General features: G+C 40.0%; 29 protein-coding genes. 17 read left to right on the top strand and 12 right to left on the bottom strand.

Features of this window, described 5'->3' with window-relative positions; all coding sequences use genetic code 11:
* Positions 1–15: 15 nt before the first annotated feature.
* The 4 genes from BVH02_RS15835 (at position 16) to BVH02_RS15820 (ending at position 4,478) form a co-directional block, all read left to right on the top strand.
* Positions 16–603, top strand: coding sequence for a TMEM175 family protein (locus BVH02_RS15835; protein WP_086502442.1), 588 nt, complete (start codon positions 16–18; stop codon positions 601–603).
* Between the two features lie 226 nt (positions 604–829).
* Positions 830–2,065 (top strand): multidrug effflux MFS transporter, encoded by a 1,236-nt coding sequence (locus BVH02_RS15830; protein ID WP_317045439.1) that lies wholly within the window; start codon positions 830–832, stop codon positions 2,063–2,065.
* A gap of 102 nt (positions 2,066–2,167) precedes the next feature.
* Positions 2,168–3,049 carry a cation diffusion facilitator family transporter gene (locus tag BVH02_RS15825; RefSeq protein ID WP_086502440.1) on the top strand — a complete coding sequence of 294 codons (882 nt, stop codon included), beginning with the start codon at positions 2,168–2,170 and terminating at the stop codon, positions 3,047–3,049.
* Positions 3,050–3,203: 154 nt separating this feature from the next.
* Entirely contained in the window at positions 3,204–4,478 is a 1,275-nt protein-coding gene (locus BVH02_RS15820; protein WP_086502439.1) for a chloride channel protein, read from the top strand.
* Positions 4,479–4,511: 33 nt separating this feature from the next.
* Here the strand turns inward: BVH02_RS15820 and BVH02_RS15815 are convergent, their stop codons facing one another.
* Together BVH02_RS15815 and BVH02_RS15810 are read right to left on the bottom strand one after the other, a co-directional pair.
* A complete protein-coding gene (locus BVH02_RS15815) occupies positions 4,512–4,895 on the bottom strand; it encodes a PIN domain-containing protein (protein ID WP_086502438.1) in 384 nt (127 codons plus the stop codon).
* A complete protein-coding gene (locus BVH02_RS15810; RefSeq protein ID WP_086502437.1) occupies positions 4,892–5,098 on the bottom strand; it encodes a type II toxin-antitoxin system VapB family antitoxin in 207 nt (68 codons plus the stop codon). The genes BVH02_RS15815 and BVH02_RS15810 overlap by 4 nt, the downstream gene beginning before the upstream one ends.
* A gap of 830 nt (positions 5,099–5,928) precedes the next feature.
* Here BVH02_RS15810 and tnpA (BVH02_RS15805) point away from each other — a divergent pair.
* The gene (tnpA, locus tag BVH02_RS15805) at positions 5,929–6,381 is read left to right on the top strand and encodes an IS200/IS605 family transposase (RefSeq protein ID WP_086502436.1); all 453 of its coding nucleotides are present in this window, start codon (positions 5,929–5,931) and stop codon (positions 6,379–6,381) included.
* Between the two features lie 652 nt (positions 6,382–7,033).
* A complete protein-coding gene (gene tnpA, locus BVH02_RS15800; protein ID WP_086502435.1) occupies positions 7,034–7,486 on the top strand; it encodes an IS200/IS605 family transposase in 453 nt (150 codons plus the stop codon).
* Positions 7,487–7,633: 147 nt separating this feature from the next.
* Here the strand turns inward: tnpA (BVH02_RS15800) and BVH02_RS15795 are convergent, their stop codons facing one another.
* From BVH02_RS15795 to BVH02_RS15765, 7 genes are all read right to left on the bottom strand, one after another.
* The gene (locus BVH02_RS15795) at positions 7,634–9,106 is read right to left on the bottom strand and encodes an ATP-binding cassette domain-containing protein (RefSeq protein ID WP_086502528.1); all 1,473 of its coding nucleotides are present in this window, start codon (positions 9,104–9,106) and stop codon (positions 7,634–7,636) included.
* Between the two features lie 141 nt (positions 9,107–9,247).
* On the bottom strand, positions 9,248–10,720 hold the full coding sequence (locus tag BVH02_RS15790; protein ID WP_086502527.1) for a sulfatase family protein: 1,473 nt from the start codon (positions 10,718–10,720) through the stop codon (positions 9,248–9,250).
* A 199-nt stretch (positions 10,721–10,919) separates the two neighbouring features.
* On the bottom strand, positions 10,920–11,372 hold the full coding sequence (gene dtd, locus BVH02_RS15785; RefSeq protein ID WP_086502434.1) for a D-aminoacyl-tRNA deacylase: 453 nt from the start codon (positions 11,370–11,372) through the stop codon (positions 10,920–10,922).
* Entirely contained in the window at positions 11,369–12,088 is a 720-nt protein-coding gene (locus tag BVH02_RS15780; protein WP_086502433.1) for an NAD-dependent epimerase/dehydratase family protein, read from the bottom strand. The genes dtd and BVH02_RS15780 overlap by 4 nt, the downstream gene beginning before the upstream one ends.
* A gap of 3 nt (positions 12,089–12,091) precedes the next feature.
* Positions 12,092–12,712, bottom strand: a complete 621-nt coding sequence (locus BVH02_RS15775; protein WP_086502432.1) for a thioredoxin family protein — start codon at positions 12,710–12,712, stop codon at positions 12,092–12,094.
* A gap of 31 nt (positions 12,713–12,743) precedes the next feature.
* The gene (locus tag BVH02_RS15770) at positions 12,744–13,157 is read right to left on the bottom strand and encodes a YkvA family protein (RefSeq protein ID WP_086502431.1); all 414 of its coding nucleotides are present in this window, start codon (positions 13,155–13,157) and stop codon (positions 12,744–12,746) included.
* Positions 13,158–13,159: 2 nt separating this feature from the next.
* Positions 13,160–13,681: a DUF7935 family protein gene (locus BVH02_RS15765; protein WP_086502430.1), complete on the bottom strand. Its 522-nt coding sequence runs from the start codon at positions 13,679–13,681 to the stop codon at positions 13,160–13,162.
* 109 nt (positions 13,682–13,790) lie between these two features.
* Between BVH02_RS15765 and BVH02_RS15760 the strand changes: the two genes are divergently transcribed.
* From BVH02_RS15760 to BVH02_RS15740, 6 genes are all read left to right on the top strand, one after another.
* The gene (locus BVH02_RS15760) at positions 13,791–14,105 is read left to right on the top strand and encodes a HesB/IscA family protein (protein WP_086502526.1); all 315 of its coding nucleotides are present in this window, start codon (positions 13,791–13,793) and stop codon (positions 14,103–14,105) included.
* A gap of 786 nt (positions 14,106–14,891) precedes the next feature.
* A complete protein-coding gene (locus BVH02_RS21810) occupies positions 14,892–15,077 on the top strand; it encodes a DUF6265 family protein (RefSeq protein WP_223271884.1) in 186 nt (61 codons plus the stop codon).
* A gap of 369 nt (positions 15,078–15,446) precedes the next feature.
* Positions 15,447–17,042 (top strand): acyl-CoA carboxylase subunit beta, encoded by a 1,596-nt coding sequence (locus BVH02_RS15750; protein WP_223271889.1) that lies wholly within the window; start codon positions 15,447–15,449, stop codon positions 17,040–17,042.
* 37 nt (positions 17,043–17,079) lie between these two features.
* On the top strand, positions 17,080–17,316 hold the full coding sequence (locus BVH02_RS21665; protein WP_205635743.1) for an AAA family ATPase: 237 nt from the start codon (positions 17,080–17,082) through the stop codon (positions 17,314–17,316).
* 84 nt (positions 17,317–17,400) lie between these two features.
* Positions 17,401–17,565: a hypothetical protein gene (locus BVH02_RS21660; protein WP_205635742.1), complete on the top strand. Its 165-nt coding sequence runs from the start codon at positions 17,401–17,403 to the stop codon at positions 17,563–17,565.
* Between the two features lie 141 nt (positions 17,566–17,706).
* The gene (locus tag BVH02_RS15740; RefSeq protein WP_086502428.1) at positions 17,707–18,549 is read left to right on the top strand and encodes a transglutaminase-like domain-containing protein; all 843 of its coding nucleotides are present in this window, start codon (positions 17,707–17,709) and stop codon (positions 18,547–18,549) included.
* Here the strand turns inward: BVH02_RS15740 and BVH02_RS15735 are convergent.
* The gene (locus tag BVH02_RS15735) at positions 18,546–19,124 is read right to left on the bottom strand and encodes a redoxin domain-containing protein (protein WP_086502427.1); all 579 of its coding nucleotides are present in this window, start codon (positions 19,122–19,124) and stop codon (positions 18,546–18,548) included. The two genes, BVH02_RS15740 and BVH02_RS15735, sit on opposite strands and share 4 nt — an antisense overlap.
* A 53-nt stretch (positions 19,125–19,177) precedes the next feature.
* On the bottom strand, positions 19,178–19,807 hold the full coding sequence (locus tag BVH02_RS15730; RefSeq protein ID WP_086502426.1) for a 4'-phosphopantetheinyl transferase family protein: 630 nt from the start codon (positions 19,805–19,807) through the stop codon (positions 19,178–19,180).
* 35 nt (positions 19,808–19,842) lie between these two features.
* Between BVH02_RS15730 and BVH02_RS15725 the strand changes: the two genes are divergently transcribed.
* From BVH02_RS15725 to BVH02_RS15705, 5 genes are read left to right on the top strand one after another with little or no spacing between them, the layout of a single operon-like run.
* Positions 19,843–20,757: a WD40 repeat domain-containing protein gene (locus BVH02_RS15725; RefSeq protein WP_086502425.1), complete on the top strand. Its 915-nt coding sequence runs from the start codon at positions 19,843–19,845 to the stop codon at positions 20,755–20,757.
* Positions 20,758–20,760: 3 nt separating this feature from the next.
* The gene (locus BVH02_RS15720; protein WP_086502424.1) at positions 20,761–21,720 is read left to right on the top strand and encodes a DivIVA domain-containing protein; all 960 of its coding nucleotides are present in this window, start codon (positions 20,761–20,763) and stop codon (positions 21,718–21,720) included.
* Positions 21,720–22,085, top strand: a complete 366-nt coding sequence (folB, locus tag BVH02_RS15715) for a dihydroneopterin aldolase (protein ID WP_086502423.1) — start codon at positions 21,720–21,722, stop codon at positions 22,083–22,085. The genes BVH02_RS15720 and folB overlap by 1 nt, the downstream gene beginning before the upstream one ends.
* Positions 22,078–22,941, top strand: a complete 864-nt coding sequence (locus BVH02_RS15710; protein WP_086502422.1) for a ChaN family lipoprotein — start codon at positions 22,078–22,080, stop codon at positions 22,939–22,941. The genes folB and BVH02_RS15710 overlap by 8 nt, the downstream gene beginning before the upstream one ends.
* 2 nt (positions 22,942–22,943) lie before the next feature.
* Positions 22,944–23,399 (top strand): DUF4268 domain-containing protein, encoded by a 456-nt coding sequence (locus BVH02_RS15705; protein WP_086502421.1) that lies wholly within the window; start codon positions 22,944–22,946, stop codon positions 23,397–23,399.
* Positions 23,400–23,631: 232 nt separating this feature from the next.
* On the opposite strand, the gene BVH02_RS15700 is transcribed toward BVH02_RS15705, so the two are convergent.
* Positions 23,632–24,432, bottom strand: a complete 801-nt coding sequence (locus BVH02_RS15700) for an N-acetylmuramoyl-L-alanine amidase family protein (RefSeq protein WP_086502420.1) — start codon at positions 24,430–24,432, stop codon at positions 23,632–23,634.
* Between the last annotated feature and the right edge of the window lie 57 nt (positions 24,433–24,489).

The raw sequence follows: 24,489 nt of genomic DNA, 5'->3' as shown, positions 1-24,489 counted from the left end.
TAAAATTGATTCAATATGAACAAAAACAGGCTAGAAGCTTTCAGCGATGGTGTTTTAGCGATCGTCATTACAATCATGGTGCTTGAGATTAAGGTGCCGCACGGAGACAAATGGTCAGATTTGCAGATCTTGACACCCGTGTTTTTAAGTTATGTCTTGAGTTTTATTTACATAGGAATCTATTGGAACAACCATCATCATATGATGCACACCGCAACTAAAATAAGTGGAAAGGTTCTATGGGCTAATCTTCATCTCTTATTTTGGCTATCAATGATACCATTTTCTACAGGATGGATGGGAGAGAATAACTTTGGTGCGGCTCCCATGGCGCTTTATGGAGTTGTGCTTTTTATGTCGGCAGTTGCATATAAAATCTTACAAACCACCTTATTACGTTGTCAAGGACAAAATTCTATTTTAGCAAAAGCAGTTGGAAATGATAAAAAGGGTTTAATCTCGCCACTACTTTATTTGATGGCAATAGCATCAACTTGGGTACATCCTATGATTGCAGGAGTCATTTACGTATTAGTTGCTCTAATGTGGCTAATACCAGACTTACGGATAGAAAAAATAATAGAAGCAGATAAAACTGCTTAATCATAAAATGATTCTTTTGTTCTGTTCAAAATTTCAGAAGCTTTCTATAAATGAGAACTATCTGATTGCCAGATAACTTTAGCTTTTATTGATTTCTCAACATATTCTAATTTCACTTAACTATTCTACAAAAAAATAAAGCTAAAATTTACGAACTCATAAACGCCCTAGCCTGTTTATCCCAAATAGTTAATTAGTTAATGATTCGAGTCAATTTATTTTTAGAGTGGAAAAGAAATACAGTAAAAAGGAATACTTCAAAATTATCCTAGTATTAGGGGCTTTATGTACAATTAGCCCTTTTTCTATTGACATGTACCTTCCGGGTTTTCCGGAGATGGCAGTGGCACTCAATACTCCAATTTCTAATATTCAGCTTTCGCTAACTGCCTATCTCGTTGGTATTGCAATCGGTCAACTATTTTACGGGCCGCTTTTAGATAAATATGGCCGTAAAAAGCCTTTATATGTAGGACTTGCAATTTATATCTTAGCATCAATAGGCTGTGCTATGTCGCAGTCAGTAGAGAATTTGATTTTTATGCGTTTCCTACAGGCAGTCGGTGGCTGTGCAGGGATGGTTTCAGCTCAAGCAATTGTTAGGGATATTTTCCCTGTAAAGAAAATTGCGCAAGCCATGTCATTGCTAGTTTTGGTGATCGCAGTTTCCCCGATGATTGCTCCAACTTTGGGTGGATTTGTGACTTCAGCCTATGATTGGCACTGGGTGTTTATCATTTTAGCAGCTCTGACTGCCCTGATTTGGATTGCAGCAGTGGTGGTACTTCCATCAGGAGCAGTTCCTGATGGAGAAGTTTCTTTAAAACCCAAGCAGGTCTGGAAAGGCTACCTCAAGGTTTTAGAGAATCGTCAATTCCTGGTTTATATGCTTGTGGGAGGGATAGCAGGTTCTGCACCCTTTGTTTACATCGCGAGTTCAGCAGATGTATTCATGAATTTGTATGGATTTACAGAACATCAGTTTGGCTGGCTTTTCGCAATTTTAGCTTTTGCCATGATCGGCTCGACTCAGCTCAACCATATTTTGTTGAAGAAATATAGTTCTCACCAAATCATCTATTTTTCTCTGCACTATCAAAGTTTTACTGGTTTGCTCTTAGTCATAGGCATATTTTTCAATTTGCTGAATGTCACCGGTCTGATTGGGTTGATGTTTGTGTTCCTGACCGCTCATGGATTGAACAGTCCAAATACAACAGCACTTGCGATGACGCCATTTTCTAAGAATGCAGGTTCTGCTTCAGCTATGCTCGGAAGTATGCGTATGGCATTCGGTGGTATCGTTACGGCTATCGTAAGTTTGCTCCATGCTTCCTCTGCATTTCCTATGGTGATGGGTATGGCAATCTGCGCGCTTGGAGGTTTTGTAGTGTTGAAAATGGATCAATATATCCCGGGAACGATCAGTAGAAAACAAAACAGCAAATCCTTCGCATCCTAATCTCTATTTATAAGGCAAGAAATTGTTTTTACCACTTAGCATAGCTAATCTTTTCAGTTAACAATTTTCCCTACTTTTGAATGCCCGCCTTCAGTACAACCCATGAGTAGATCCAATCTTGCAATAAGAACAGTCATTTTCAGCATGCTGGGGAATATTGCACTGGCGATAATCAAATTTCTTGCGGGTATTTTTGGAAATTCCTATGCCCTAATCGCTGATGGAATTGAGTCAGTAGTGGACGTTTTTGCTTCTTTGCTTGTTCTCTTTGGGTTGAAATACTCTGCAAGACCAGCCGATGAAAATCATCCTTACGGCCACGGGAAAGCTGAGCCTTTAGTGACATTCTTGGTGGTAGTTTTTCTGATTATTTCTGCTGGTACTATAGCGTGGCAGGCATATCAGCACATCATCATACCACATGAATTACCCAAGCCGTTCACCTTAATCGTATTGGCCGGAATTATTATTTGGAAAGAACTCTCCTTTCACATAGTAATGCAACGAAGCAAAAAGCTTAACAGCACTGCGCTGAGAGCAGAAGCTTGGCATCACCGTAGCGACGCTATTACTTCAGTAGCTGCCTTTATAGGGATTACCATTGCGATTTTTGGCGGAAAAGGATTTGAAGTAGCTGATGACTACGCAGCTTTATTTGCAGTAATTTTTATCTTATATAATTGCTATAAAATCTTTCGCCCAGCACTAAGTGAGGTGATGGACGAAAATAATTATGAGGAACTCACCTTGCAGATAAGACAAGTATCATTAACCGTAACGGGCGTGAAAGGAACCGAAAAATGCTACATCCGCAAAGCTGGAATGGAATATCATGTTGACCTGCATGCGTTAGTATCAGGTGAACTGACTGTCACCGAAGGACATAATATCTCTCATAGGCTGAAGGACAAACTTTGTGAAGTCATCCCTGAACTCGGTAATGTATTGATTCATATTGAGCCGTTCGAAGGGAGTTTGGAGTAAAGATCTTTACTTATTCATTCGGTATAAAGGGCCTCAGGTTTAATCCTAAGACTCCTCAAATCTCACTTAAGCGCTTATAGTTGTAAAATCGGACTAGTCTTGGTTACTTCGCTTTTTGGAAATTTGTCTTAAACTCACAAACTCTAGTCAGCAATTGAAATTAAGGAAAAGAAGAAAACTGGTTAAAGCACTTGATATACTTGATCAGCCCATCCGATTCAATCCCTTTTTGTTTAGCCGCAGCTTTTTATTGTGGGCTTTACTTGGATTGATCGGTGGTGCCATCGCTGGAGTTTATTGGATTGTACTGGAATTTCTCACACACAAAATATCAATTTTTCAAGGCTGGGAAGTGATTCCAGTCATGGCAATTTGCGGCTTATTAGCTGGCTTAGTAATTCACTTTATCGGTGATCCTGGAGAAATCCATCTGATTGTCAACAATATTCGCTTCAATAAAGGAAAGCTCGATCCAAAGAACAATCCTTCTATGATCATTTCCTCACTTCTATGCGTGGCATCAGGAGGCAGCCTTGGCCCGGAGGCACCACTTGTCCAAGTGACTGGTTCCACAGGAACTTGGTTGGGAAAAGTATTTCGATTAAAAGGTGAAGATTTGAGATCTATGAGTATTGCAGGAATGGCTTCAGGATTCACGGCTCTGTTTGGAGCACCACTTGGAGGAAGCCTCTTTTCGCTGGAAATATTGCATCACAAGCATGCTGTAGAGTATTACAAAGCCATCATTCCAGCATTAGTTGCCAGTTGCTTCAGTTACCTAGTTTTTGCGATTATCATTCAACTTGGTTTAGGAGCCACGTGGAATGTCGCTGCCTACGAATACGCTGGTGTATTTGACTTTGGTTATGCTGTTTTATTTGCCATGGCAGCCACCGCAATTGGTTGGGGCTTTATTCTCTGCACTAAAATCCTCAAAAATCTCTTTAACAAAAGATCACTTCCGATCTACATAAAAACGCTAATCGGTGGCGTAATTCTAGGAGTTATCTCCTATTATTTTCCGATCACACGGTATTTTGGCCATGAAGAGATCAACGAATTATTGGCAGAGGATTTCGCTTTAAAAGCGTTGATCGCAATACTGATTTTTAAAGTTTTGGCAATTTCAATTACCGTCACTTCTGGCTGGAGAGGCGGATTTATTATCCCTCTGTTTTTTGTAGGAGCTACGCTTGGCTTAATTATCCATCAGATTTTTCCTGAGACCAATCTCACCCTAACTATCGTTAGCTGCATGGCCGGCATCAATGCATGCGTTACGAGAACGCCGATGAGCACCACCATTCTGCTGGCTTCGCTTACTGGATTCACCTACTTTATTCCGATTCTTTTTGCAAGTTTGACAGGGTATTTTCTGGCTCCGAAAATCCCATTTATAGGATCACAAATTGAAAAGGAGACAGATTAAATTACAGGATTTCAGGTTTGTACTGACTTTTGATTACCCTGAAAATATATTCTTTTCATCCAAAAATCCTAAGACCTTTTTATCCAGCGTCCATACTTTCAAATTATATCGAATCGCAGTGAAAATAATTAAGGCATCTATCAATCCAATCCCACGATCCAACAGTTTCTGTTCTCTAGAAAAAATTCCAGCATGGTATATCAAACCTGGCGCATCAAGAATTTTCATCTGTGCAAAGAAACTATTGATCATATCAAATTCTCTTTTCCCTTTAGCTCCTTGCTGCAGTTCTGCAAAAATCAACTCTACCGAGTAAATATCTGCGTTATCAATTAACTCCAGACACCTATCAAAATAGGGCTGATTAGCTTTGAAGAATTCTATCCAGACAGAAGTGTCAATTATGACTCGATTCATTTCTGGTTTAAATCACGAAGCTGCTTTGCTCCATAAGTAAATTGCAGAGGCTCAGCTACTATGCTATTGGAATAGTTACGCATCAACTTCCTGGACCGATAATCATTCAAGGCTATTTTTAAGGCCTCAGTGATATTCTTCGCACCTGAGAGATCTATGACTTCTTGGATCAATTCATCTTCAATTAATGCTGTGACTTTCATAGTTTTATAATTTAAATAAAAATACGATATGATATCGTATAGATTTCCCATTAAAGTGATTAATTAACCACTAAGTTTACTTTTCTCACAAAAGACTCTCCTTTATGTTGCAACTCTTGACAGTGGTTTGTGCCCTCAAAGACCACAACACAAATCAAGAAATTGAGAGCAATAATTATTAAATTTATTAGCCCTGAAAGGGCAAAATATCAGAGCAACGGTCGCTAGGCCGTTGTCAAGAAAAGTAATGATAATTTTTAAAGCCCTGAGATGACTACACGCTTAGGTGAGGGCGCTTTGACAGTGGTTTGTGCCCTCACAGACCACAACACAAATCAAGAATTTGAGATCACTAATTATTACATTTATTAGCCCTGAAAGGGCAAAATAACTGAGCAACGGTTGCTAGGCCGTTGTCAAAAAAAGTAATGATCATTTTTAAAGCCCTGAGATGATCACACGCTTAGGTGATGGCGCTTTGACAGCGGTTTTTACCCTCACAGACCACAACACAAATCAAGAATTTGAGAGCAATAATTATTACATTTATTAGCCCTGAAAGGGCATAATAACAAAGCAAGGTTCGCTAGGCCGTTGTAAGGGAATAGGTAGATTTCATTTTTAAAGCAATGAGATGACCACACGCTTAGGTGAGGGCACTTTGACAGTGGTTTGTACCCTCACAGACTACATCACAAATCAAGAAATTGAGAGCAATAATTATTACATTTATTAGCCCTGAAAGGGCAAAATAACAGAGCAACGGTCGCTAGGCCGTTGTCAAAAAAAGTAATGATAATTTTTAAAGCCCTGAAAGGGCGCAATAGATAATGGGACAATCACTCGTAAAAAATTATGTGCATATTATTTTTAGCACCAAAAACAGACAGCCATACATCATTCAGGAATATGAGGACGAACTCTTCAAGTACCTCGGTGGTGTTTGCAAAGCACATGAATGTGCTCCAATTCAGATTGGAGGTCATCTGGATCATGTGAATATCCTATGCCTGCTATCTAAAAGAATGACTATTGCAGATCTATTGGAAGAGGTAAAAACAGATTCTTCCAAATGGATGAAAAAGCGAGCAGATGAACTGAGAAATTTCTATTGGCAGGATGGATATGGTGCATTTTCAGTTAATCCAAGTCAGGTTTATACTGTGACTGACTATATTAAAAACCAGCGAGAACATCATAAGCGCAAATCGTTCCAAAATGAGTACAGAGCTTTTTTGAAAAAATATAACGTGGATTATGACGAGCGATATGTTTGGGGATGAAACTGTTTTTGATGGCGCCCTTTCAGGGCTAGCCACTAAATGATGATAATATCAATATCGATGGTCTACTCCCGTCTAAGGTATCGAGCCCTTTTAGTGAACAAGGATGAAAGTATGAAATCCCTACGCATAATGGTCTTGTCTTCAATAATCTTAAACACATGGCAGATCTGAAGATATAATATTTATTAGCCCTGAAAGGGCATAATAACAAAGCAAGGTTCGCTAGGCCGTTGTAAGGGAATGAGTAGATTTCATTTTTAAAGCCCTGAGATGACCACACATTTAGGTGAGGGCGCTTTGACAGTGGTTTGTGCCCTCACAGACCACAACACAAATCAAGAATTTGAGATCACTAATTATTACATTTATTAGCCCTGAAAGGGCAAAATAACAGAGCAACGGTCGCAAGGCCGTTGTAAGGGAATGAGTAGATTTCATTTTTAAAGCCCTGAGATGACCACACGCTTAGGTGAGGGCGCTTTGACAGTGGTTTGTGCCCTCACAGACCACAACACAAATCAAGAAATTGAGAGCAATAATTATTAAATTTATTAGCCCTGAAAGGGCAAAATAAAAGAGCAACGGTCGCAAGGCCGTTGTCAAGAAAAGTAATGATCATTTTTAAAGCCCTGAAAGGGCGCAATAGATAATGGGACAATCACTCGTAAAAAATTATGTGCATATTATTTTTAGCACCAGAAATAGACAGCCATACATCATTCAGGAATATGAGGACGAACTCTTCAAGTACCTCGGTGGTGTTTGCAAAGCTCATGAATGTACTCCAATTCAAGTTGGAGGTCATCTGGATCATGTGCATATCCTATGCCTGTTATCTAAAAGAATGACTATTGCAGATCTACTGGAAGAAGTAAAAACAGATTCTTCCAAATGGATGAAAAAGCGAGCAAACGAACTGAGAGATTTCTATTGGCAGGATGGATATGGTGCATTTTCAGTTAATCCGAGTCAGGTTGATACTGTGACTGACTATATTAAAAACCAGCGAGAACATCATCAACGCAAATCGTTCCAAGATGAGTACAGAGCTTTTTTGAAAAAATATAAGGTGGATTATGACGAGCGATATGTTTGGGGATGAAACTGTTTTTGATGGCGCCCTTTCAGGGCTAGCCACTATATCAATATCGATGGGCTTCGCCCATCGCTGCGCTATTTAGCCCTTTCAGGGCTTAACAATTAGAATAAATAAAGCTAATCAGTGAGATCTTAGCTATAAAATCATTCATTATCTCAACTCCATCACCTTCCCCACCGCATCAGGCACATCGGCTGCATAGTGACTGACATAGACCAAGGTCATGGTGCTTCGTTCGCAGATTTGCTGTATGGTGTCTTTAAAAAGGCGTCTTTGAAACTCATCCATTCCCTGTGAAGCCTCATCTAATATCAGCAACTCTGGTTTTTTGATCAAGGCTCGGGCTAGTAGTGTCCAGCGCTGATTTTCGAGAGAAAGTCTCGAAATTGGAAGATTAGCCAGAGATTCTAGGTTGAACAATTTCATCCATCGTAAACCCAAAGCTTCCTGTTCTTTACTTGCTTTTTTGAACAAACCCATCGTGTCAAAAAAACCAGAAAGAATGACTTTCCGGCACGTTTGATTGGTTGGGAAATAGCGACTGAGTTCGGGTGCTACAAAACCTGTCGGTCTCTTAATATCCCAGATGCTTTCGCCTGTTCCTCTCTTTCTATCAAATAACCAGAAATCCTGTGAATAGGCTTGTGGGTTTTCTCCGATCAGCAAACTCAGTAAGGTGGATTTCCCCGAGCCATTTGGGCCTTTGAGCAACCAGCGCTCTCCAGGTTTAACTTCCCAATTTAGCTGATTGAGAATGGTCTTTTCTCCGTACTTGATGGTTACATTTTCCAGTTTGATGATGGATTCTCGCTGAGGAAAAGACGTTGGAAGCAAAGTTCCTAATTCCTGCCAACCCCATGAAGCAGTACTTTTAAGCTGAACTCCTAACCCATGATATTCCGATTTGGTCCACGTTTCTAGAATTCCTGATTTATCAATTTTGGCTATATGCGTGATTCCTTCGGGGATTTCATCTGCCGAAGTACTGATCAGTACATGAACCCCGGCGGCGATTATTTCCTTTAAGACCTCACCAAATTCTTCTCTGCTTTTCACATCCAAACCAGTCATCGGCTGATCCATCAGATAGATTTTTGGCTGGCGCAAAAGACCTAGTGCTAAGGCAAGTCTTCGAGTTTCACCATTGGAAAGTTTGATGATCCCCTTATCTAACAAGTGCTCCAAACGAAGTAATTTGGATACAGATTCCAACGTCCAAAGCCCAGCTATTTTGGCATCAACTTCTTTCAAATATTCGAGTACAGTGGCCGCTTCTTCAGATTCGGTGGAATTGAAGCGCTGCTGGAAGTAGAAGTTTTGCTGATGGGATTTGTTGTGGAATTCGTATTTCTGCGAGACATATGCGATCAAATCGCGAAAGCTGTGAATTTCCTTGGATTGACTTTTCTCAGTAGAATAGGCTACCGCAAAGGGTCTAGAGATTTCTCCGCTAGATACAACCGAATTTCCTCGGATGGATTCAATAAAAGCAGTTAGCTCCCAACCTGAAATCCCAATGATAGCCCAGTGCTGAGCTTCTTGCCATTTGAATTCTAAATTCTGAAATGCCTGCTGGGCTTTAAATTGGATGTTTGCGGAATTGATTTGTAAAAGAGATTGCAAAATGGAAATGATTCGAAGATTGGAAAATTTTAAAATTGAAAAATTCAAAGTTAACAACTGACTACCATCTGATATCGAAATATCTTCTTTAATCCTTAGCAAAAAAGACTAGGAGGAATTTTTCCCAGTGACAAAACCTATTTATCTACCCAAGTCCAAATAATTAGCTGTTCTCAAACTATCCTTCGCATCGTAGAGGTAATTGTATTGAGTCATGTAATCATCCGCAGGGAGAAAGTCATCATTTGTCGCTTTCAATTTTTCCATCAAAATAGCTTCCAGCTCATCTTGTAAGTCTTTTACCTCTGGATTATCTGCCAAATTGTTTTCCTGATACGGATCTTTTTCATTGTCATAAAACAACCAAGGCCCTTTAAGATCTTTCACATAAGTGTATCTTTTGGTGCGAATACCACGGAATTCTCTACCTCCGTTTGAAAACTTCCACTCGTGAAAAGGAACAGGTAGCATGATCAATGCAGCTTCATTTCCCAGATCCTTACCAGCAAGTAATTCACGAGAAAAGTCTTTTCCCTCAACGCTTTTAGGCGAAGAAATATCACTTAATCCCAAGAGTGTCGGCAGTAAATCCGGCGTACCTATCGGGTCTATCACGTGCCGACTTTTTGTACCTAACTTCGCCGGATACCTTACTAACATGGGCACTTTGATCGCTTCGTCATAAGGTCGCTGCTTTTTCAATACACCTTTAGACATCAGCATATCACCATGCTCCGAGGTAAATACAAGGATGGTATTATCTGCCACTCCTGCTTTATCCAAGGCATCTAGCAAATTCCCGATCGCAAAATCAATCGCCGTAGCATGCGCATAATATCCAGCCAGAACTTTGCGAGCAGAGTCCTGATAAGCAATTGGCACATTCGGGCGAACTTCCAGCGTATTCACGTCATACATATCCTGATATTCTTGGGGAGCAGAAAAGTAGGGATCGTGAGGAGGACCATACGAAAGCATCAGCACAAAAGGATGCTCCTTATTCTTTTGGATATAGCTGATCGCGCTGTCCGTCTGAGGAAAAACGTCATAACCCTCCCAGGTCTGCTTCACGTCATTTTCATCAAAATAAAAGCTGTTGTTATAATTGTGTGTGACCTCTCTGACTTTCCAGTAATCAAACCCCTGTCTTCTATCTTTCGGAACTGGCAAATCCCTTGCAGACTCCTCCCCTCTAGCATGCCCATTCAGATGCCATTTGCCAATATACCCAGTTACATAACCTTGCTCTTTGTAGATTTCCGCCATCGTCAGTGCTTCATTTGGAAGTGGCTTGTCATTGTAGAAAACCCCATTGGTGAGCGGATATTGACCTGTCAAAAAACTCGCTCTCCACGGAGCACATACAGCCATGGTCGTAACAGCATTATCGAAAATCAAACTTTGCGCAGCGAGCTTATCCAAGTTTGGTGTCTTTATTTGGGTATTCCCCATGTACCCAACTTCCTGAGCTCTCCATTGATCCGCTAGGATAATGATCACGTTGGGCTTTACCTCTGCCTCTTGAGTCTCTTTTTGGCTGGAACCACAGGAGGTAAAAAAGAATAGAATAAATAGAAATGCTGTAAAAAGTAGTAAGGCTGAAGTAGCTTTCATGAGAAGTGAATTTTGGATGACTATGCCCAAAATGAAAAAATCACGCTTCCCTTCTATCCTGTTCTCTCCTGACAATCGCTCAAATTCAAATTCATAAAGCGAGTAAAAGAAGAAGAAGAGTTAAGATATCTGTGCAAATCAACATTTTCAAAACTAGAAGGTTACGACTTCAACTCTCTTGCTTCCTACTTAATTTCCGTTAAATCCTATTCTTGCTATCTATTAAAATCGTCACTGGCCCATCGTTCACCAATGCAACTTTCATATCTGCACCGAATTCACCCGTGCCGATTTGCTTGCCAAGATCTTTCTCCAAAACCTGAATCATTTGGTTATAAAGTGGAATAGCGATGTCGGGTTTAGCCGCTTTAATGTAGGAAGGCCGATTGCCTTTTTTAGTACTGGCTTGAAGTGTAAACTGAGAAATCAGTAAAATTTCTCCGTCCACATCAATCAAACTTTTATTCATCACTCCATTTTCGTCAGGGAAAATTCGGAGGTTTAAAATTTTATTAGCAAGCCAAATTATATCCTCTTCTCCATCTGCCTCCTCGATTCCTATTAGAATCATCAAACCAATTCCGATTTCTGCTTTGAATTCACCATCGATTTTCACCGATGCTTCTGATACTCGCTGGAGTACTACTATCATTCGCTTAAATCTTGCATCTCTCCAGAACTGATGATTTCAGAAGAAGTTGATTGTTTTGCCAATGCAGTTCTAACCAAAGCTTTGGCTACTTGATAATCATAGATCGGGCGCACGTTTTTGAAAAGCTTTAACCAGATTAAAGGCTTCATTAGAATTTGTGCAGCGCTTTCTCCAAGTCGGAATTCACTTCTATTTCCCATCAACAAGGAAGGTCTGAAAATGGCGACGTAATCAAACCCTATGATCTTCAGATCCCGCTCCACTTCGCCTTTCACCTTACTATAATAAATCGAAGAGTTCATGTCTGCTCCTGAAGAAGAAACATAGAGAAATTTGCTTGCACCAAGCTTTTTGGCCCAGTTTGCAAAGCCTATAACCAGCTCATGATCTACCGCATAAAACTTCTCTTTGGAGCCGGCCTGCTTGATCGTCGTGCCTAGTGAGGAAAAAGCATGAATCTCAGCTTTTCCCTCATTCAAGCTCTCAACAAGAGCGTTATACGCTCCGCCCAAACTCTGTGATGTGATCTTATCCTCCCACTTCCAACTCCCTAACTTTGTCATATCACCTTCAATCTGGACGAGCTTCTGCTGCTTAATCGCAAGTTTTCTCCTACCAATACTAAGCACATAATCATAGGCTGAGTTTTTGAAAAGTTGGTGGAGAACTTCCTTGCCAACAAGGCCTGAAGCCCCAGAAATCAATGCGATTTTCATAAATTATATAGTTGCGGCAATGAGTGGAGTCAATTCCTCAGCCAATGCTTTATTTTTGTCTCTTGCGTACCAAAGATGTGTACCGTCAGAAAATTCTTGGGAAGTAATATTTTGTGGATCGAGCTTGTAGGCTTTCATGCGTGTTTTAAGAAATTCAGGCTTTGGTCCCCACACAAATAACTCCTGGCTCAAATCTCCGCTCAAGGCAATTAATACAGGTATTGACCTAGCTCCTTCTGACAAATAAGCATCCATCAGTTCTGGATTCTCATCTCTGAGCACCAGTTTCAAATCTATCAATGAATTCAATTCCGCAAGTTTCGCCATAAAGGGAATAGTTTGCGCTGCATCACCACACCAAGCTTCAGTAATTACTAGCCATACTTGGGGAGCAGAAATCGAAGAAACGATCTTTTCCAGTTCAGGCGAAATCTTAGCCGTTTTGTCCCAGCGACTCATACGCTGTACATTCATTTTGGTATAGGCTAAATAGCTCTCAGAATGATCGCTTCCGGTGGTTTTATTTTCTACCAGAAGTGAGTCAATCATTGCGCGGTAGTCAGAATAATTCTGTGCAGAAGCAATTAATTCAGGATTGATTAAGTGTGTTTCTTGATCTTGCATAAATAGGTGATTTGGGGAGTAACAGCCGTACTTAAACTTGAGTTCTCTCCCAATCGAGAAACTGACTTATCTCATCTTTAATCTTCGCATAAACTGCCAAAATCACGCTCAAATCATCAGCAAAACCTAGGAAACCTAAAAAATCCGGGATGATATCTATAGGCGACACAAAGTATACTAAGGCTAGTAAAATCAACCCCAGAGTACTATTTGTAAGCTTATGCGAGCCATTAAAATGAGCTTTAAGCATCCGAACAAATACTGAAACAGGCTCAATCAATTTTTTTACTCGTGAATCATCTCCAAATCTCAAAATTTTATTTCCTACCCCAGCAATCAGTTCTGTGACTTTCTCTTTTTGCTTCCCAAGAGCCTCCACTTTTTTTCCAAAAAGGGCTTTGGCATCTTCTATGGTTGCGGAGGTTTTTGATCTAATGGATGTCATTTCTAGAAATAAATTTGAATTTCAGATTTCACTTGTTTCAACGCATATCCAACGGGATCGTTTTTTCTCTCCAGTGATTGTCCAAAAATTGCCTTAGCCATATCTAGGCCAGTAGACTCCTCATGAAGGAGTTGACGGCTTTGGTTGATGATCGTCGTCACTTCTTCCACTGCACGCTTTACTGCCTCCCATGTTTCCTCCGAGAAATATACTTGCTGGGAAAAATTATGATTGAACTCCTCTCGAACTTCTGCAAGCAAAAGTGAATGCAATTCACCAGATGTTAGTCCTCCAGGATTAGATCTACGTACCAAATTATTCGGAGTAATGCGTTCCAGAAAAAGGCACATTCTCTCAGCAGCCTGCAATCGAATTGGAAGTATTGTCTGAGAATTTTGCGTTTTCAACTCCACTAGCATCTTTTCTCTTTCTTTCGAAAGGAAAGATACGACCACGAGATACATGCCATATAGGACGATGCCGGCTGGCAAAAGAATTTTCAATAAATCGACTGTATATTCCATTTTTGGGGATTAAGCTCGAATTTGCACAAATTATCCCCGTTAGAAAACTTCGAGGATGGTAAATTTAATTTTACACGAACCAATTTCCTGCCAAAATCATTTGAATCCCATGATAGCGCCAATTACAATTACCGAAAAAGCCATAGCAGAAATCAAAAACATCATGGAAAATAAAAATATTCCAACTGACTATTTTTTGCGGATAGGAACCAAAGGCGGTGGATGTGGTGGAATGTCTTACGCGCTCGGCTTTGATAAAGCGAAGGACGATGATCAAAAATTTACAATTTCAGACATCCCTGTGCTTATTGAAAAGAGGCACTACATGTTTTTGATGGGGATGCAAATAGATTTTTTTGAAGGAGATGAAGCACGAGGTTTTACTTTCATCAATCCTGAGATTCCAGTGCGACATGATGTGTAAGTACAATATACTCTCCTAAAAAATCTCTCGCTGCAGCGCAACGGCGCAACGTATTAACATGTAGGAATACAGAGTTCTACCAATATTTATTAAGGACGTCGGGATACAGAGAGAGCACTGTTTTATAATTACATATTTATTTATTATGATTATCCGCAATGATGCCAGTCACCTTAGATTCTTTGCTTATCAGGTTGGAAGACCGATGACCGAAGACCGAAGTGGCCTCAATTCTTAAGTTTAACATATCTTACATTGCTTTTGACGTCTTACTGGTAGAAAAGCGGATATACATATTATTTATAATCCCTCAAAAATAAATCCGAAGGATTGAAACTATTTACATCTGTCCGCTGTGGCAGAACCCTCGACAAAGCCGGGAGCGATATAACTAGTTGTAGAATAGGAGCCCCGAAAAGGGTAAAACTTCAAATTTTTCAAATCATAGTCTTTTCATGGCTCTAGATCAGGCGCTTATCATTTTTTATTCACTCCCATTCAAAACCCTGAATGGTTAGGAGTCATTGGTGCTACGCCACATTACCGTGTCTTTCTGACTATTTACACTCAATAGTTTATCTAACTTCAGCTAGTATTAAATCCCTCTCTCCAAAGAAAAATCCCCTTCTTACCTCCCTTCTATTTCTCATCAGATTCATCGCCTTTTCCCAAGTGGAACAACTCGAAAAAGACCAAGATCCGGGGAAAGGCCAGGTTTCTGATTTATCATAGCTAGAGGGTTTCTGGACCGGAACCGGGTTTGGGGGAGATTATGAGGAAGTGTGGATGCCTGCAGTAGATGGAAATATGATTGGTAATTTTCGCTATTGGAGTGAAAGGAAACTCATTTTTTCAGAGTATATGAATATCGTCCAAGAAGGAAAAAACTTTTCCCTTAAAATTAAGCACTTCAATGCTGACCTTTCTCCCTGGAAAAAAAAAAAGAAGAGTGGACGACCTTTCGGTTGGTAGAAATAGCAGAAAATACTATTTATTTTCATGGCTTGACTATGAATCGAGAAGGTGACAAACTCAAACTCTGGCTAGCACTTACAGAAAATGGAGTAAGGACAAAGGAAGAGTTGAACTATGTGAAGAAGAAGTTTTAGTAGCACGCAGATAATTAAAATTCATGACTGTTGATGATGCTGAATCAATGAGCAGGTTTGTGTCTATTAAATCTTCCTGATGAAATTTACCCTTCATTCTGACCTTTTGAGCCCCAATTCAGGATTGTTTTTTTACCTTCGAGGATAAACTATTTGTGTAACGCAATAGTTTTTGATTTAATAAACCCAAATATTACAAATGACACCAACTACCAATAATTCAAACTCAGTAATGGAGGGATTACTCCAGTCTTTGCAGGCAAAATATGAGCAAGTAAAGCTAGGCGGAGGAACCAAAAGAATAGAAAAAGAACATGCAAAAGGCAAACTTACCGCTCGAGAGCGAATAGACTATTTACGTGATCAGAATACGGAATTTTTAGAAGTTGGAGCATTTGTCGCTGATGGAATGTATGCCGAAGAGGGCGGTTGTCCATCAGGTGGAGTAGTGACAGGTATTGGTTATGTGAGTGGCAGAATGTGCATGATTGTAGCCAATGATGCCACTGTGAAAGCGGGAGCTTGGTTTCCTATGACAGCCAAGAAAAACCTTCGTGCTCAGGAGATCGCCATGGAGAACAAAATTCCTGTGATCTATTTAGTCGATAGCGCTGGAGTTTTTCTCCCTATGCAAAATGAAATTTTCCCTGACAAGGAGCACTTTGGCCGTCAATTCAGAAATAATGCAAAAATGTCTGCCATGGGAATTGTACAAGTTGCCGCAATTATGGGCAGCTGTGTAGCTGGAGGAGCATATTTACCTATCATGTCTGACGAAGCGATGATAGTGGATAAGACGGGCTCTATTTTCCTTGCTGGTTCTTATTTAGTGAAATCAGCAATCGGAGAAACGATTGATAATGAAACACTAGGTGGAGCGACTACGCACTGCGAAATCTCTGGAGTCACAGACAATAAATATGATACAGATCAGGATTGCTTAGATGCGATCCGAAAGATTTTTGATAAAATAGGGCATAATCCTACAGCTGGTTTTGACCGTGCAGAATCTCAGGCACCTGGTTTCAGCGGAGAAGAATTAATTGCAAATTTCCCAACCGAGCGTGTCAAACCTTATGATATGCTTTTGATAGTTAAAGGGTTGGTAGACGGAGGCGACTTTGATGAGTACAAAGAGGATTATGGAAAGACTCTAATTTGTGGAACTGCAAGAGTAGATGGCTGGGCTGTGGGAATCGTAGCGAATCAGCGTAAAATTGTCAAAACCGCCAAAGGCGAAATGCAGATGGGCGGTGTGATTTACTCTGACTCAGCAGACAAAGCAGCGCGTTTTATAATGAATTGTAATCAGCGCAAAATCCCGTTGATTTTCTTACAAGATGTCAGTGGATTTATGGTGGGAAGCAAAGCTGAGCATGGAGGCATCATCAAAGACGGAGCGAAAATGGTGAATGCTATGGCAAATTCTGTGGTTCCCAAATTCACCTTTCTGTTAGGAAATAGCTACGGCGCAGGTAACTATGCTATGTGTGGCAAAGCGTACGATCCTCGATTAATTTATTCCTGGCCCACAGCGCAAATGGCAGTAATGTCTGGTGCAGCTGCTGCAAATACACTTTTGCAAATCAAAGTAGCAGGACTGAAAAAGAAAGGTCTTGAGATATCCCCCGAAGATGAAAAGGAATTACTAGATGAAATCACCTCAAAATATAACGAGGAATTGAGCCCATATTATGCTGCATCCAGACTTTGGGTAGACGGGGTGATCGATCCTCGGGAAACTAGAAAAGTAATCAGTATGGGAATAGAAGCGGCGAATCATTCACCGATTACGGAAAGATTTAATGTTGGTGTAATTCAAACCTAGGCCTTTAAAGGTTTGGCTCACATTTGAACCAATTAAAATGATACATCTTATAGTTGGAAATACTGGTTCTGGAAAAACGACTTATGCACACCAATTAAAGAGCAAATTAGCAGGTGTTATTTTCTCAATAGATCAATGGAATAACACTCTTTTCCTTATCGATAAAAAGCCAAGCGATGGACTGGAATGTTCCCTCAAGAGACTTGATCGAGCAGAAAAATTAATGATGACATTGTTTGTACAGCTTGAGGATTCAGGAACAGATTCAATCTAAGACCTAGGGCTTTCCAAATATGACCACCGATAGAAATTCAGAGAATTTGCTCATAAAAATGGGTTTGAGCTGAAGCTTCATTATTTGGATATTTCAAAAGAAACCAGGCTCAGGCGTGTGGTCAAGAGAAATAATGAAAAAGGTGAAACATTTGTGTTTAAAGTGAGTCTAGAAGACTTTGATTTTATGGAAGGATGGTTTGAGAAGCCTGCGGAAAACGAACGTGTTGATGCATTAATCGTCAAATAATATAGCTTACATGTGGTCCTTTATTAATCGAAATAACAGCACAAACTGTATAGTTCTCATTTTAATTTCTTACTTTATTTATCAACCTAACCACATAACCCCTGGTAATCTAATATCCTTTTATTTCCGTAGCCTATAGATATGAACGAATTGACTCCCGGAGAATTAAATGCTTTAGTTTCCTTATTGGATGATTCAGATCAAGAAGTGAGAATGCATGTTCGGGATCGAATCCTTTCAATTGGGAATGATATTATCCCTTTTTTGGAAAATAAGTGGGAGAATAGCTTTAACCCGGATATTCAGAAGGAAATAGAGGAATTGGTACACGATCTTCAATTTTCGCTTTTAAAAGCCAGACTCACCGATTGGAGAGATACTGATGATCGTGATTTGCTTACGGGCCTTTGGATTATCAATACCTATCAGTACCCAGATCTTGAGTATTCCAAGTTGAATGCTGAAATGCATCAGATTTATTTTGAAGTTTGGACTGCTTTCAAGAATGATCTAAACCCTTATGAGCAGGTTCGTTCTATCAATGATGTGTTGTATAATAGGCTTCGCTTCTCTGCCAACACTAAAAACTTCCACTCCCCTGCCAATAGCATGCTTTCCTCTGTCTTGGATTCCAAGCGTGGCAACCCACTTACTTTATGCTCTATCTATTTGCTTGTTGCAAAGAAGCTGGGCCTGCCTATTTACGGCGTGAATCTCCCAAATCTATTTGTGCTTACCTATAAATCAGCAGACATCACTTTTTACATTAATGCTTTCAATAAGGGCTTAATTTTCAGCAGAAAGGATATTATCAATTACTTAGAGCAATTAAAAATAGATGTGAAGGAAGATTACTTTGAGCCTTGTGCACATTTACAAATGATGCTGCGGATGTTTCGAAACCTAGAGAATTCCTTCGAGAAACTCGGAGAAACTGACAAAGTTCTAGAGATCAAGGAACTTATTAACCTGCTGAATTCTTAAAACGTCCGCACATTACAACCTACTGCTCTGACCTGACTGGGAAGTGGTGATTCACGCTTGAGAATAGAATCCATTGCTCGATCCAGGTATTTTTCTGACACCGCACTCTCTGCCTGAGGATTATTGTCCAAGGCTCCTCTATAGCTAATTATTGTCCCTTCTGACCCTGGAGTAATGAGAATTACTTCTGGGATTTTAGTGATTTTGAAATGCTTGGATAATACCTGATTTTCGTCTATCAAGTAGGGCATTTTCATACCAGAATCATCTATATAACTTCTTAATACAGTTTTATCAGCATCATTTCCACTGACTTCTGGATTCACCAGAATAAAGGTAAAGCCTTGATTTTGGTATTTGCTGCGCAAAGCTATCATTCGCGCCTCGTACATTTTAGCAAAAGGACAGGCCACACTGTGAAAAACTAATACCAATCCGTTCCCTTTTACCTGTGATTGGATGTTGATAACTTTACCTGTCACCGCATCTGTCAGATTTATTTCTTGCAGTGTTTGTGCAAAAAGAGAGAGTGATGTGAAAAGAATTAGGAGAAGTGCTAAGCTTATTTTTTTCATCTGTATCTAATTTGATTTTCAAAGGTCAGCCCGGCAGGTAGGCTCAAATACATTTACCAGATGGTGTAAGTGAGTACAACGTCAGAGAGCACCCTAACTTGTACTGTATAATGATGATCGGTAAAATCCGTTCCTCGGATCTTGCCTTTGATGATTCCAGTCTTAGAATCAAAGGGTTCCAATAATATGTTTTCTCGAAAGGAAACACCACGTTTTCCCTGACACTTAAAGATAGACTCTTTAGCCGACCAAGCCATTGTATAATGTAATGGATCATTTTCCAGAAAGTCCAATTCCGAATGATCTAAGAAACGACGCCCAATTCTAAGTATTTTCTCCCGAACATAATCCATATCTATTCCCACTGGATTGTCACGATGATAGATTGCTCCTGCATAGCCTATCGTGTGGGTAAGCGAAATAAATCCGTAACCATTCATCGCCTGAGATTTGCCATGTTCATCTTTGAAAAAACCAGGGTATGGGACATGCAATACCTTCAAGGCATCCCGGATCGCCATACGAGCAGTGGCCCATTCACGTTTTTTTTCATGATGCGAAATATTTGCATAGGCAAGTTTTTCACGAAAGCTGAGGAAATCAAGATCATTTTCATCCTGAGCCTCGATAATCTTGATGGCTAAAGCCGAGGACGAATCTATTTTTTCTATTTTTGTCTGCATAGGCTAGAAGGGCACCGAAAGGCTCCGTCCAATATATGTCAAAAATAGAAGTTAATAAATTACAAACACTAACCGGGCACAATGACTGCATCTACGCGCTGGTAGAAGGCTGTGATCCCAGATATTTTTATACTGGGGCCGGAGATGGAATGGTAGTAGCGTGGGATTTGGACCATCCTAAAAATGGAAAGTTGATCGCAAGATTACCACACTCCGTTTATGCACTTGCAACTGACCCACTTAGAAATTTACTTTTCATAGGTCATAATTTCGAGGGAATCAATGTCATAGACTTAAATGAAAGCAAGGAAATCTGGTCACTGAAATTAACTGATAAAGCAATTTTTGACATTAAAGTCTTTGGAGATGAAGCCTATATCGGAACTGGAGATGGAGTTCTAATTGTAGTTAATATCAACACAAAAACCGTCAAAAAGCATATCAAACTGAGTTTAAAAAGTATTCGTGTGATGTCTGTTGCAAAAGAGAAAAGACAGCTTGCAATTGGTTTGAGCGATCATACGGTTAAGATTCTGGATCTATCAAACGATTTTCATCCCATTGCTAATATGGCGGAACACACCAATTCTGTATTTGCACTTTCTTTCTCTCCAGATGAGTCTATGTTAGTCAGTGCAGGACGGGACGCACGATTGAAATTTTGGGATACAACCGACTATTCATTACAAGAAACCATCGTGGCACATATGTATGCCATTAATTATTTATATTTCCGGGAGGACGGAAATCTCCTAGTCACTTGTTCCATGGACAAATCGATTAAGATTTGGGATGCTGGTGAGAAAAAACTCCTTAAAGTCATCGACAAAGCGCGGAATGCTGGTCATGGCACTTCAATAAATAAAGTAATTTGGAGTAGCTATCATGGCCATGTCATATCCGTATCTGATGACCGTACTATTTCTATTTGGCAAATTGAAGAAAATTAATCTATGAAGATCACACCAGCAGCCATTCGGCAGAGAAACTTTGAAGTTGGATTCAGAGGATATGAGAAAAAAGAAGTCACGCTTTTTTTGGATGAAATAAGTGAAGTGGTCGATGGACTACACAAAGAGAATATGGAGCTCAAAACGAAGCTTCAGAATACGGAAACGGAGGCTAAGCGCCTGAAAGACGTAGAGGAATCACTATTCCGCACCTTAAAAACTGCCGAAGATACAGGCGCAGCCATAATTGTGGAGGCAAACGAAGCAGCAGATTTGATCATCGCGGACGCAAACGAGATAGCTGATAATGCTACTAAACATATAGATCAGCTAGTTGCAGACACCAGAAGACAGGCGGAAGAACAAGCAGCGGCTATCATAGGCGCAGCAGAAATAAAAGCTAAAGAAACCATCGTAGAGCTAAGAGAAAGCATGCAAGGTTTGGTGAGATCGTATGAAGGTCTTGCAGAGCAAAGAGAATCTATGGTGAAGAGTCTGAGAAGAATTGCACAGGATACTGCAAACCAGATTGATTTGTCTGAAGCACATTTCTCCAGAATCGATGCCAAAGCACATGCACGAGCGATAGATGAATTGAGTAGATCACAGACCTATACTTTTGCAAACTTGGAAAAACTCGGATACGAAGAGGAAGTTGTTGAGCAGGAAATTGAGGAAAATCAACTTGTGGAAGTGGAAGTCATCGAAGAACAATTAGAATTGGAGGAAGAGGAAACAAATCCTGATTGGGAAATGGAAGCTGAAAAAGCTGAAGATGAGCTAGAAATTGAGGATACAAGGATGGAATTGGAAGATGAAGCACTCGAAGAGGATATAGATGACCTAGACGAAGCCAAAGACAAAAGTCCATTCGAAGAACCAGTCAAACCTCAAGCCACTCAACCAAAATACAATGATGAACCGAAGAACCAATCGGGATCATTTTTTGACCAGTTCAACTAATGGGAAAAGTAAGTTTAGAGGGTATTGAGTTTCATGCCTATCACGGTGCTTATCCAGAAGAATCTATTCTCGGTAATCGCTTCACATTAGATCTGGAATTAGAAACTGATTTCCGTCAAGCTATGCTACATGATGATCTCAGTGCCACGGTGGATTATTCCAAATTGTATAAATTGATAAAATCCAGAATGGACGTGAAGGTGAAGCTGCTGGAGCATCTCGGCCATATGATCGTCACAGATATCCTGGAGACTTACCCGGACACCAAGCAAATCAGACTTACCCTCAAGAAACACCACCCAGCGCTCGGCGGATTAGTGAGTTTTTCGTCAGTTCAAATACAATATCCAGAAGATTATGCGTAACCATTTCTTAGCCTTACTTTTTGTGTTTGTATCTATTGGAACTGTAAAAGCACAAGGTGAAGCCTATCAGTTTTTCACCAAAAAAGGCAAAAAAGTCGTTCTAAAGCAAGTACTCAAAGAGGCAAAAAGTGCGGATGTTGTATTTTTCGGTGAGCTTCACAATAATAGTTTGGGGCATTGGTTACAGCTGCAGGTTTTGAAAGGCTTACAAGCTGAAAACCCAGAGTTGGTCGTGGGCTCAGAGATTTTCGAGCGTGAAGATCAGTTAAATCTCGACGAGTGGTTTTCGGATCAAATAACCGAAAGTAGTTTCGAAGGTGAAGCCAAACTTTGGAAAAATTACAGCACGGATTACCGTCCTGTTCTACGCTTTGCGAAAGAGAAAAATTTAAGATTTATTGCGACAAATGTGCCTCGGAAATATGCATCATTGGTAAGTAAAGCAGGTTTATCTGGTTTGGATTCACTTTCTCGAGAGGCGAAAAATTACTTTGCAAAGCTTCCAATGGCAATAGATATGAGCTTGCCAGGATATGTTGCGATGAAAGATATGATGCATGGAGCCCCGGGAAACTCAGATTACATGATTCAGGCACAGGCATTGAAAGATGCAACAATGGCAGAATCACTCTTCGAGCCGCTGTATGCAGGCAAAAAAATTTACCACATTAATGGATCCTATCATTCCAAAGATGGAGAAGGGATACTTTGGTATCTGAAAAGAGAATTTCCAACTTTGAAAGCCTTGAATATCCATATGGTGACGCAGGATCAATTGGAAAAGCTGGATGATGAAAATACCAAATCGGGGGAAATCATCCTTGTCCTACCAAGCGACAGCCACACGACTTATTAATCTTGTACAATAAAGCTGAAACATCGAGAATCCGTTCGGAGTTTTGGATTGCTTTTGGGCAATACATGAAGCCAATTCCGAATTCGGAAGGAAGACGTATCAATTGGCCGAATTACAAAACTGGTGTTCGACATATCTACTTCCGCATGAAAGCAGAGAACGATTTTGCGTCAATAGGCATAGAATTAGGCCATGCCGACGAAGAATTGCAGGAACTGTACTTTGACCAGTTTGCACAGTTTAGAGGAATGTTGGAGTCAATCGTCGGTGAGAAATGGGACTGGAATCTGCTAGTTCAAAATGAATTTGGACAACCCGTTTCAAGAATCGAGAAAATTCTTCCAAATGTTAATGTGATGAATACAGACGATTGGCCAGCCATAATCTCTTTTCTCAAACCTCGAATTATCGCTTTGGACGAATTTTGGGAGAATGTGAAGCCCGGCTTTGAGAGTTGATCCGAGATAAAAAACAGGACGATTATCCGCCATCTTGCCTGTATTATTGTTTCCTTTGATTAACAGGCTGGAAGACCGAAGACGGGTGACCGAAGTAGTCTCAATTCAACACTGTCTAATTGAGCATCATTATAGCTTTTAATGTTGCAAATGCGGATTTACATAAAACACATTAAACCGAAAAGCCCTTCTTCTTACGAAAAAGGGCTTTTTTTACTATGAAATGAGATAATCAATTTTTCTCAATTGCTTCTTTATAATCTCGAATAGATCTGTAAATCGCTGATGCCATATACTCCTTACCTTCCTGACTCATTAAGAATCTTTCTTCTTCAGAATTAGAAAGAAATCCTAATTCAACCAAAACAGATGGCATAGACGGAGTCCACAATACATAGAAAGGACCTTGCTTAACTCCTCGGCTTTTACGGCCTACTCTATCTCTAAATTGTGTCTCTACATGGTCTGCAAGTACCACTGAATTCTCAAAGTGTACTTTTGACATCAAGTTGAACATCATGTAGGACTCTGGAGATGAGGGATCAAAACCTTCATAATTTTCCTTATAATTGTCCTCCAGCAGTATCACCGAATTTTCTCGCTTTACAATATCAAAGTTGGCGTCAAAGTGCTTGGTTCCCATCACAAATGTTTCAGTACCGAAAGCTGATTTGTTAGGTGCAGAATTTGAATGAATGGACACGAATAAATCCGCTTTATTATTATTTGCGATCGTTGGTCGTTCTTTTAACGTAGGAAAGCTATCATCATCACGAGTGTAGATAACTTGAACGTCAGGCATGTTTTCCTTAATATATTTTCCAACCAAGAGTGTGACTGCTAAATTAATGTCTTTCTCCCGAGCTTTAGAACCCACATTACCAGGGTCTTTGCCGCCGTGACCGGCATCCAAAACGATTTTTTTCATCCGGAAATACGGCATCATTGAATCGTTTGTAATGAATCCCCCAAATACAAAGGGGATACATAATATTAGACTAAGAAGAATTTTTTTGTTTTTCGACCGTTCCATGAGGGCAATAAAATTAACTTTACACGAAAATTCACTCAAATTTAAATAAAGCGTAAG

Source organism: Algoriphagus ratkowskyi (assembly GCF_002150505.1).
Lineage (GTDB): Bacteria > Bacteroidota > Bacteroidia > Cytophagales > Cyclobacteriaceae > Algoriphagus > Algoriphagus ratkowskyi.
The sequence above is the reverse complement of the archived record's forward strand: the minus strand, read 5'-3'. Positions and strand labels throughout refer to the sequence as shown.

What these genes read in the sequence shown, in the direction of transcription:
- BVH02_RS15835 (WP_086502442.1), top strand. Translation starts at nt 16, where the DNA reads ATGAACAAAAACAGGCTAGAAGCTTTCAGCGATGGTGTTTTAGCGATC.
- BVH02_RS15825 (WP_086502440.1), top strand. Translation starts at nt 2,168, where the DNA reads ATGAGTAGATCCAATCTTGCAATAAGAACAGTCATTTTCAGCATGCTG.
- BVH02_RS15815 (WP_086502438.1), bottom strand. Translation starts at nt 4,895, where the DNA reads ATGAATCGAGTCATAATTGACACTTCTGTCTGGATAGAATTCTTCAAA.
- BVH02_RS15810 (WP_086502437.1), bottom strand. Translation starts at nt 5,098, where the DNA reads ATGAAAGTCACAGCATTAATTGAAGATGAATTGATCCAAGAAGTCATA.
- tnpA (WP_086502436.1), top strand. Translation starts at nt 5,929, where the DNA reads ATGGGACAATCACTCGTAAAAAATTATGTGCATATTATTTTTAGCACC.
- tnpA (WP_086502435.1), top strand. Translation starts at nt 7,034, where the DNA reads ATGGGACAATCACTCGTAAAAAATTATGTGCATATTATTTTTAGCACC.
- BVH02_RS15790 (WP_086502527.1), bottom strand. Translation starts at nt 10,720, where the DNA reads ATGAAAGCTACTTCAGCCTTACTACTTTTTACAGCATTTCTATTTATT.
- dtd (WP_086502434.1), bottom strand. Translation starts at nt 11,372, where the DNA reads ATGATAGTAGTACTCCAGCGAGTATCAGAAGCATCGGTGAAAATCGAT.
- BVH02_RS15780 (WP_086502433.1), bottom strand. Translation starts at nt 12,088, where the DNA reads ATGAAAATCGCATTGATTTCTGGGGCTTCAGGCCTTGTTGGCAAGGAA.
- BVH02_RS15775 (WP_086502432.1), bottom strand. Translation starts at nt 12,712, where the DNA reads ATGCAAGATCAAGAAACACACTTAATCAATCCTGAATTAATTGCTTCT.
- BVH02_RS15770 (WP_086502431.1), bottom strand. Translation starts at nt 13,157, where the DNA reads ATGACATCCATTAGATCAAAAACCTCCGCAACCATAGAAGATGCCAAA.
- BVH02_RS15765 (WP_086502430.1), bottom strand. Translation starts at nt 13,681, where the DNA reads ATGGAATATACAGTCGATTTATTGAAAATTCTTTTGCCAGCCGGCATC.
- BVH02_RS15760 (WP_086502526.1), top strand. Translation starts at nt 13,791, where the DNA reads ATGATAGCGCCAATTACAATTACCGAAAAAGCCATAGCAGAAATCAAA.
- BVH02_RS21810 (WP_223271884.1), top strand. Translation starts at nt 14,892, where the DNA reads ATGCCTGCAGTAGATGGAAATATGATTGGTAATTTTCGCTATTGGAGT.
- BVH02_RS15750 (WP_223271889.1), top strand. Translation starts at nt 15,447, where the DNA reads ATGGAGGGATTACTCCAGTCTTTGCAGGCAAAATATGAGCAAGTAAAG.
- BVH02_RS21665 (WP_205635743.1), top strand. Translation starts at nt 17,080, where the DNA reads ATGATACATCTTATAGTTGGAAATACTGGTTCTGGAAAAACGACTTAT.
- BVH02_RS15740 (WP_086502428.1), top strand. Translation starts at nt 17,707, where the DNA reads ATGAACGAATTGACTCCCGGAGAATTAAATGCTTTAGTTTCCTTATTG.
- BVH02_RS15735 (WP_086502427.1), bottom strand. Translation starts at nt 19,124, where the DNA reads ATGAAAAAAATAAGCTTAGCACTTCTCCTAATTCTTTTCACATCACTC.
- BVH02_RS15730 (WP_086502426.1), bottom strand. Translation starts at nt 19,807, where the DNA reads ATGCAGACAAAAATAGAAAAAATAGATTCGTCCTCGGCTTTAGCCATC.
- BVH02_RS15725 (WP_086502425.1), top strand. Translation starts at nt 19,843, where the DNA reads ATGTCAAAAATAGAAGTTAATAAATTACAAACACTAACCGGGCACAAT.
- BVH02_RS15720 (WP_086502424.1), top strand. Translation starts at nt 20,761, where the DNA reads ATGAAGATCACACCAGCAGCCATTCGGCAGAGAAACTTTGAAGTTGGA.
- folB (WP_086502423.1), top strand. Translation starts at nt 21,720, where the DNA reads ATGGGAAAAGTAAGTTTAGAGGGTATTGAGTTTCATGCCTATCACGGT.
- BVH02_RS15710 (WP_086502422.1), top strand. Translation starts at nt 22,078, where the DNA reads ATGCGTAACCATTTCTTAGCCTTACTTTTTGTGTTTGTATCTATTGGA.
- BVH02_RS15700 (WP_086502420.1), bottom strand. Translation starts at nt 24,432, where the DNA reads ATGGAACGGTCGAAAAACAAAAAAATTCTTCTTAGTCTAATATTATGT.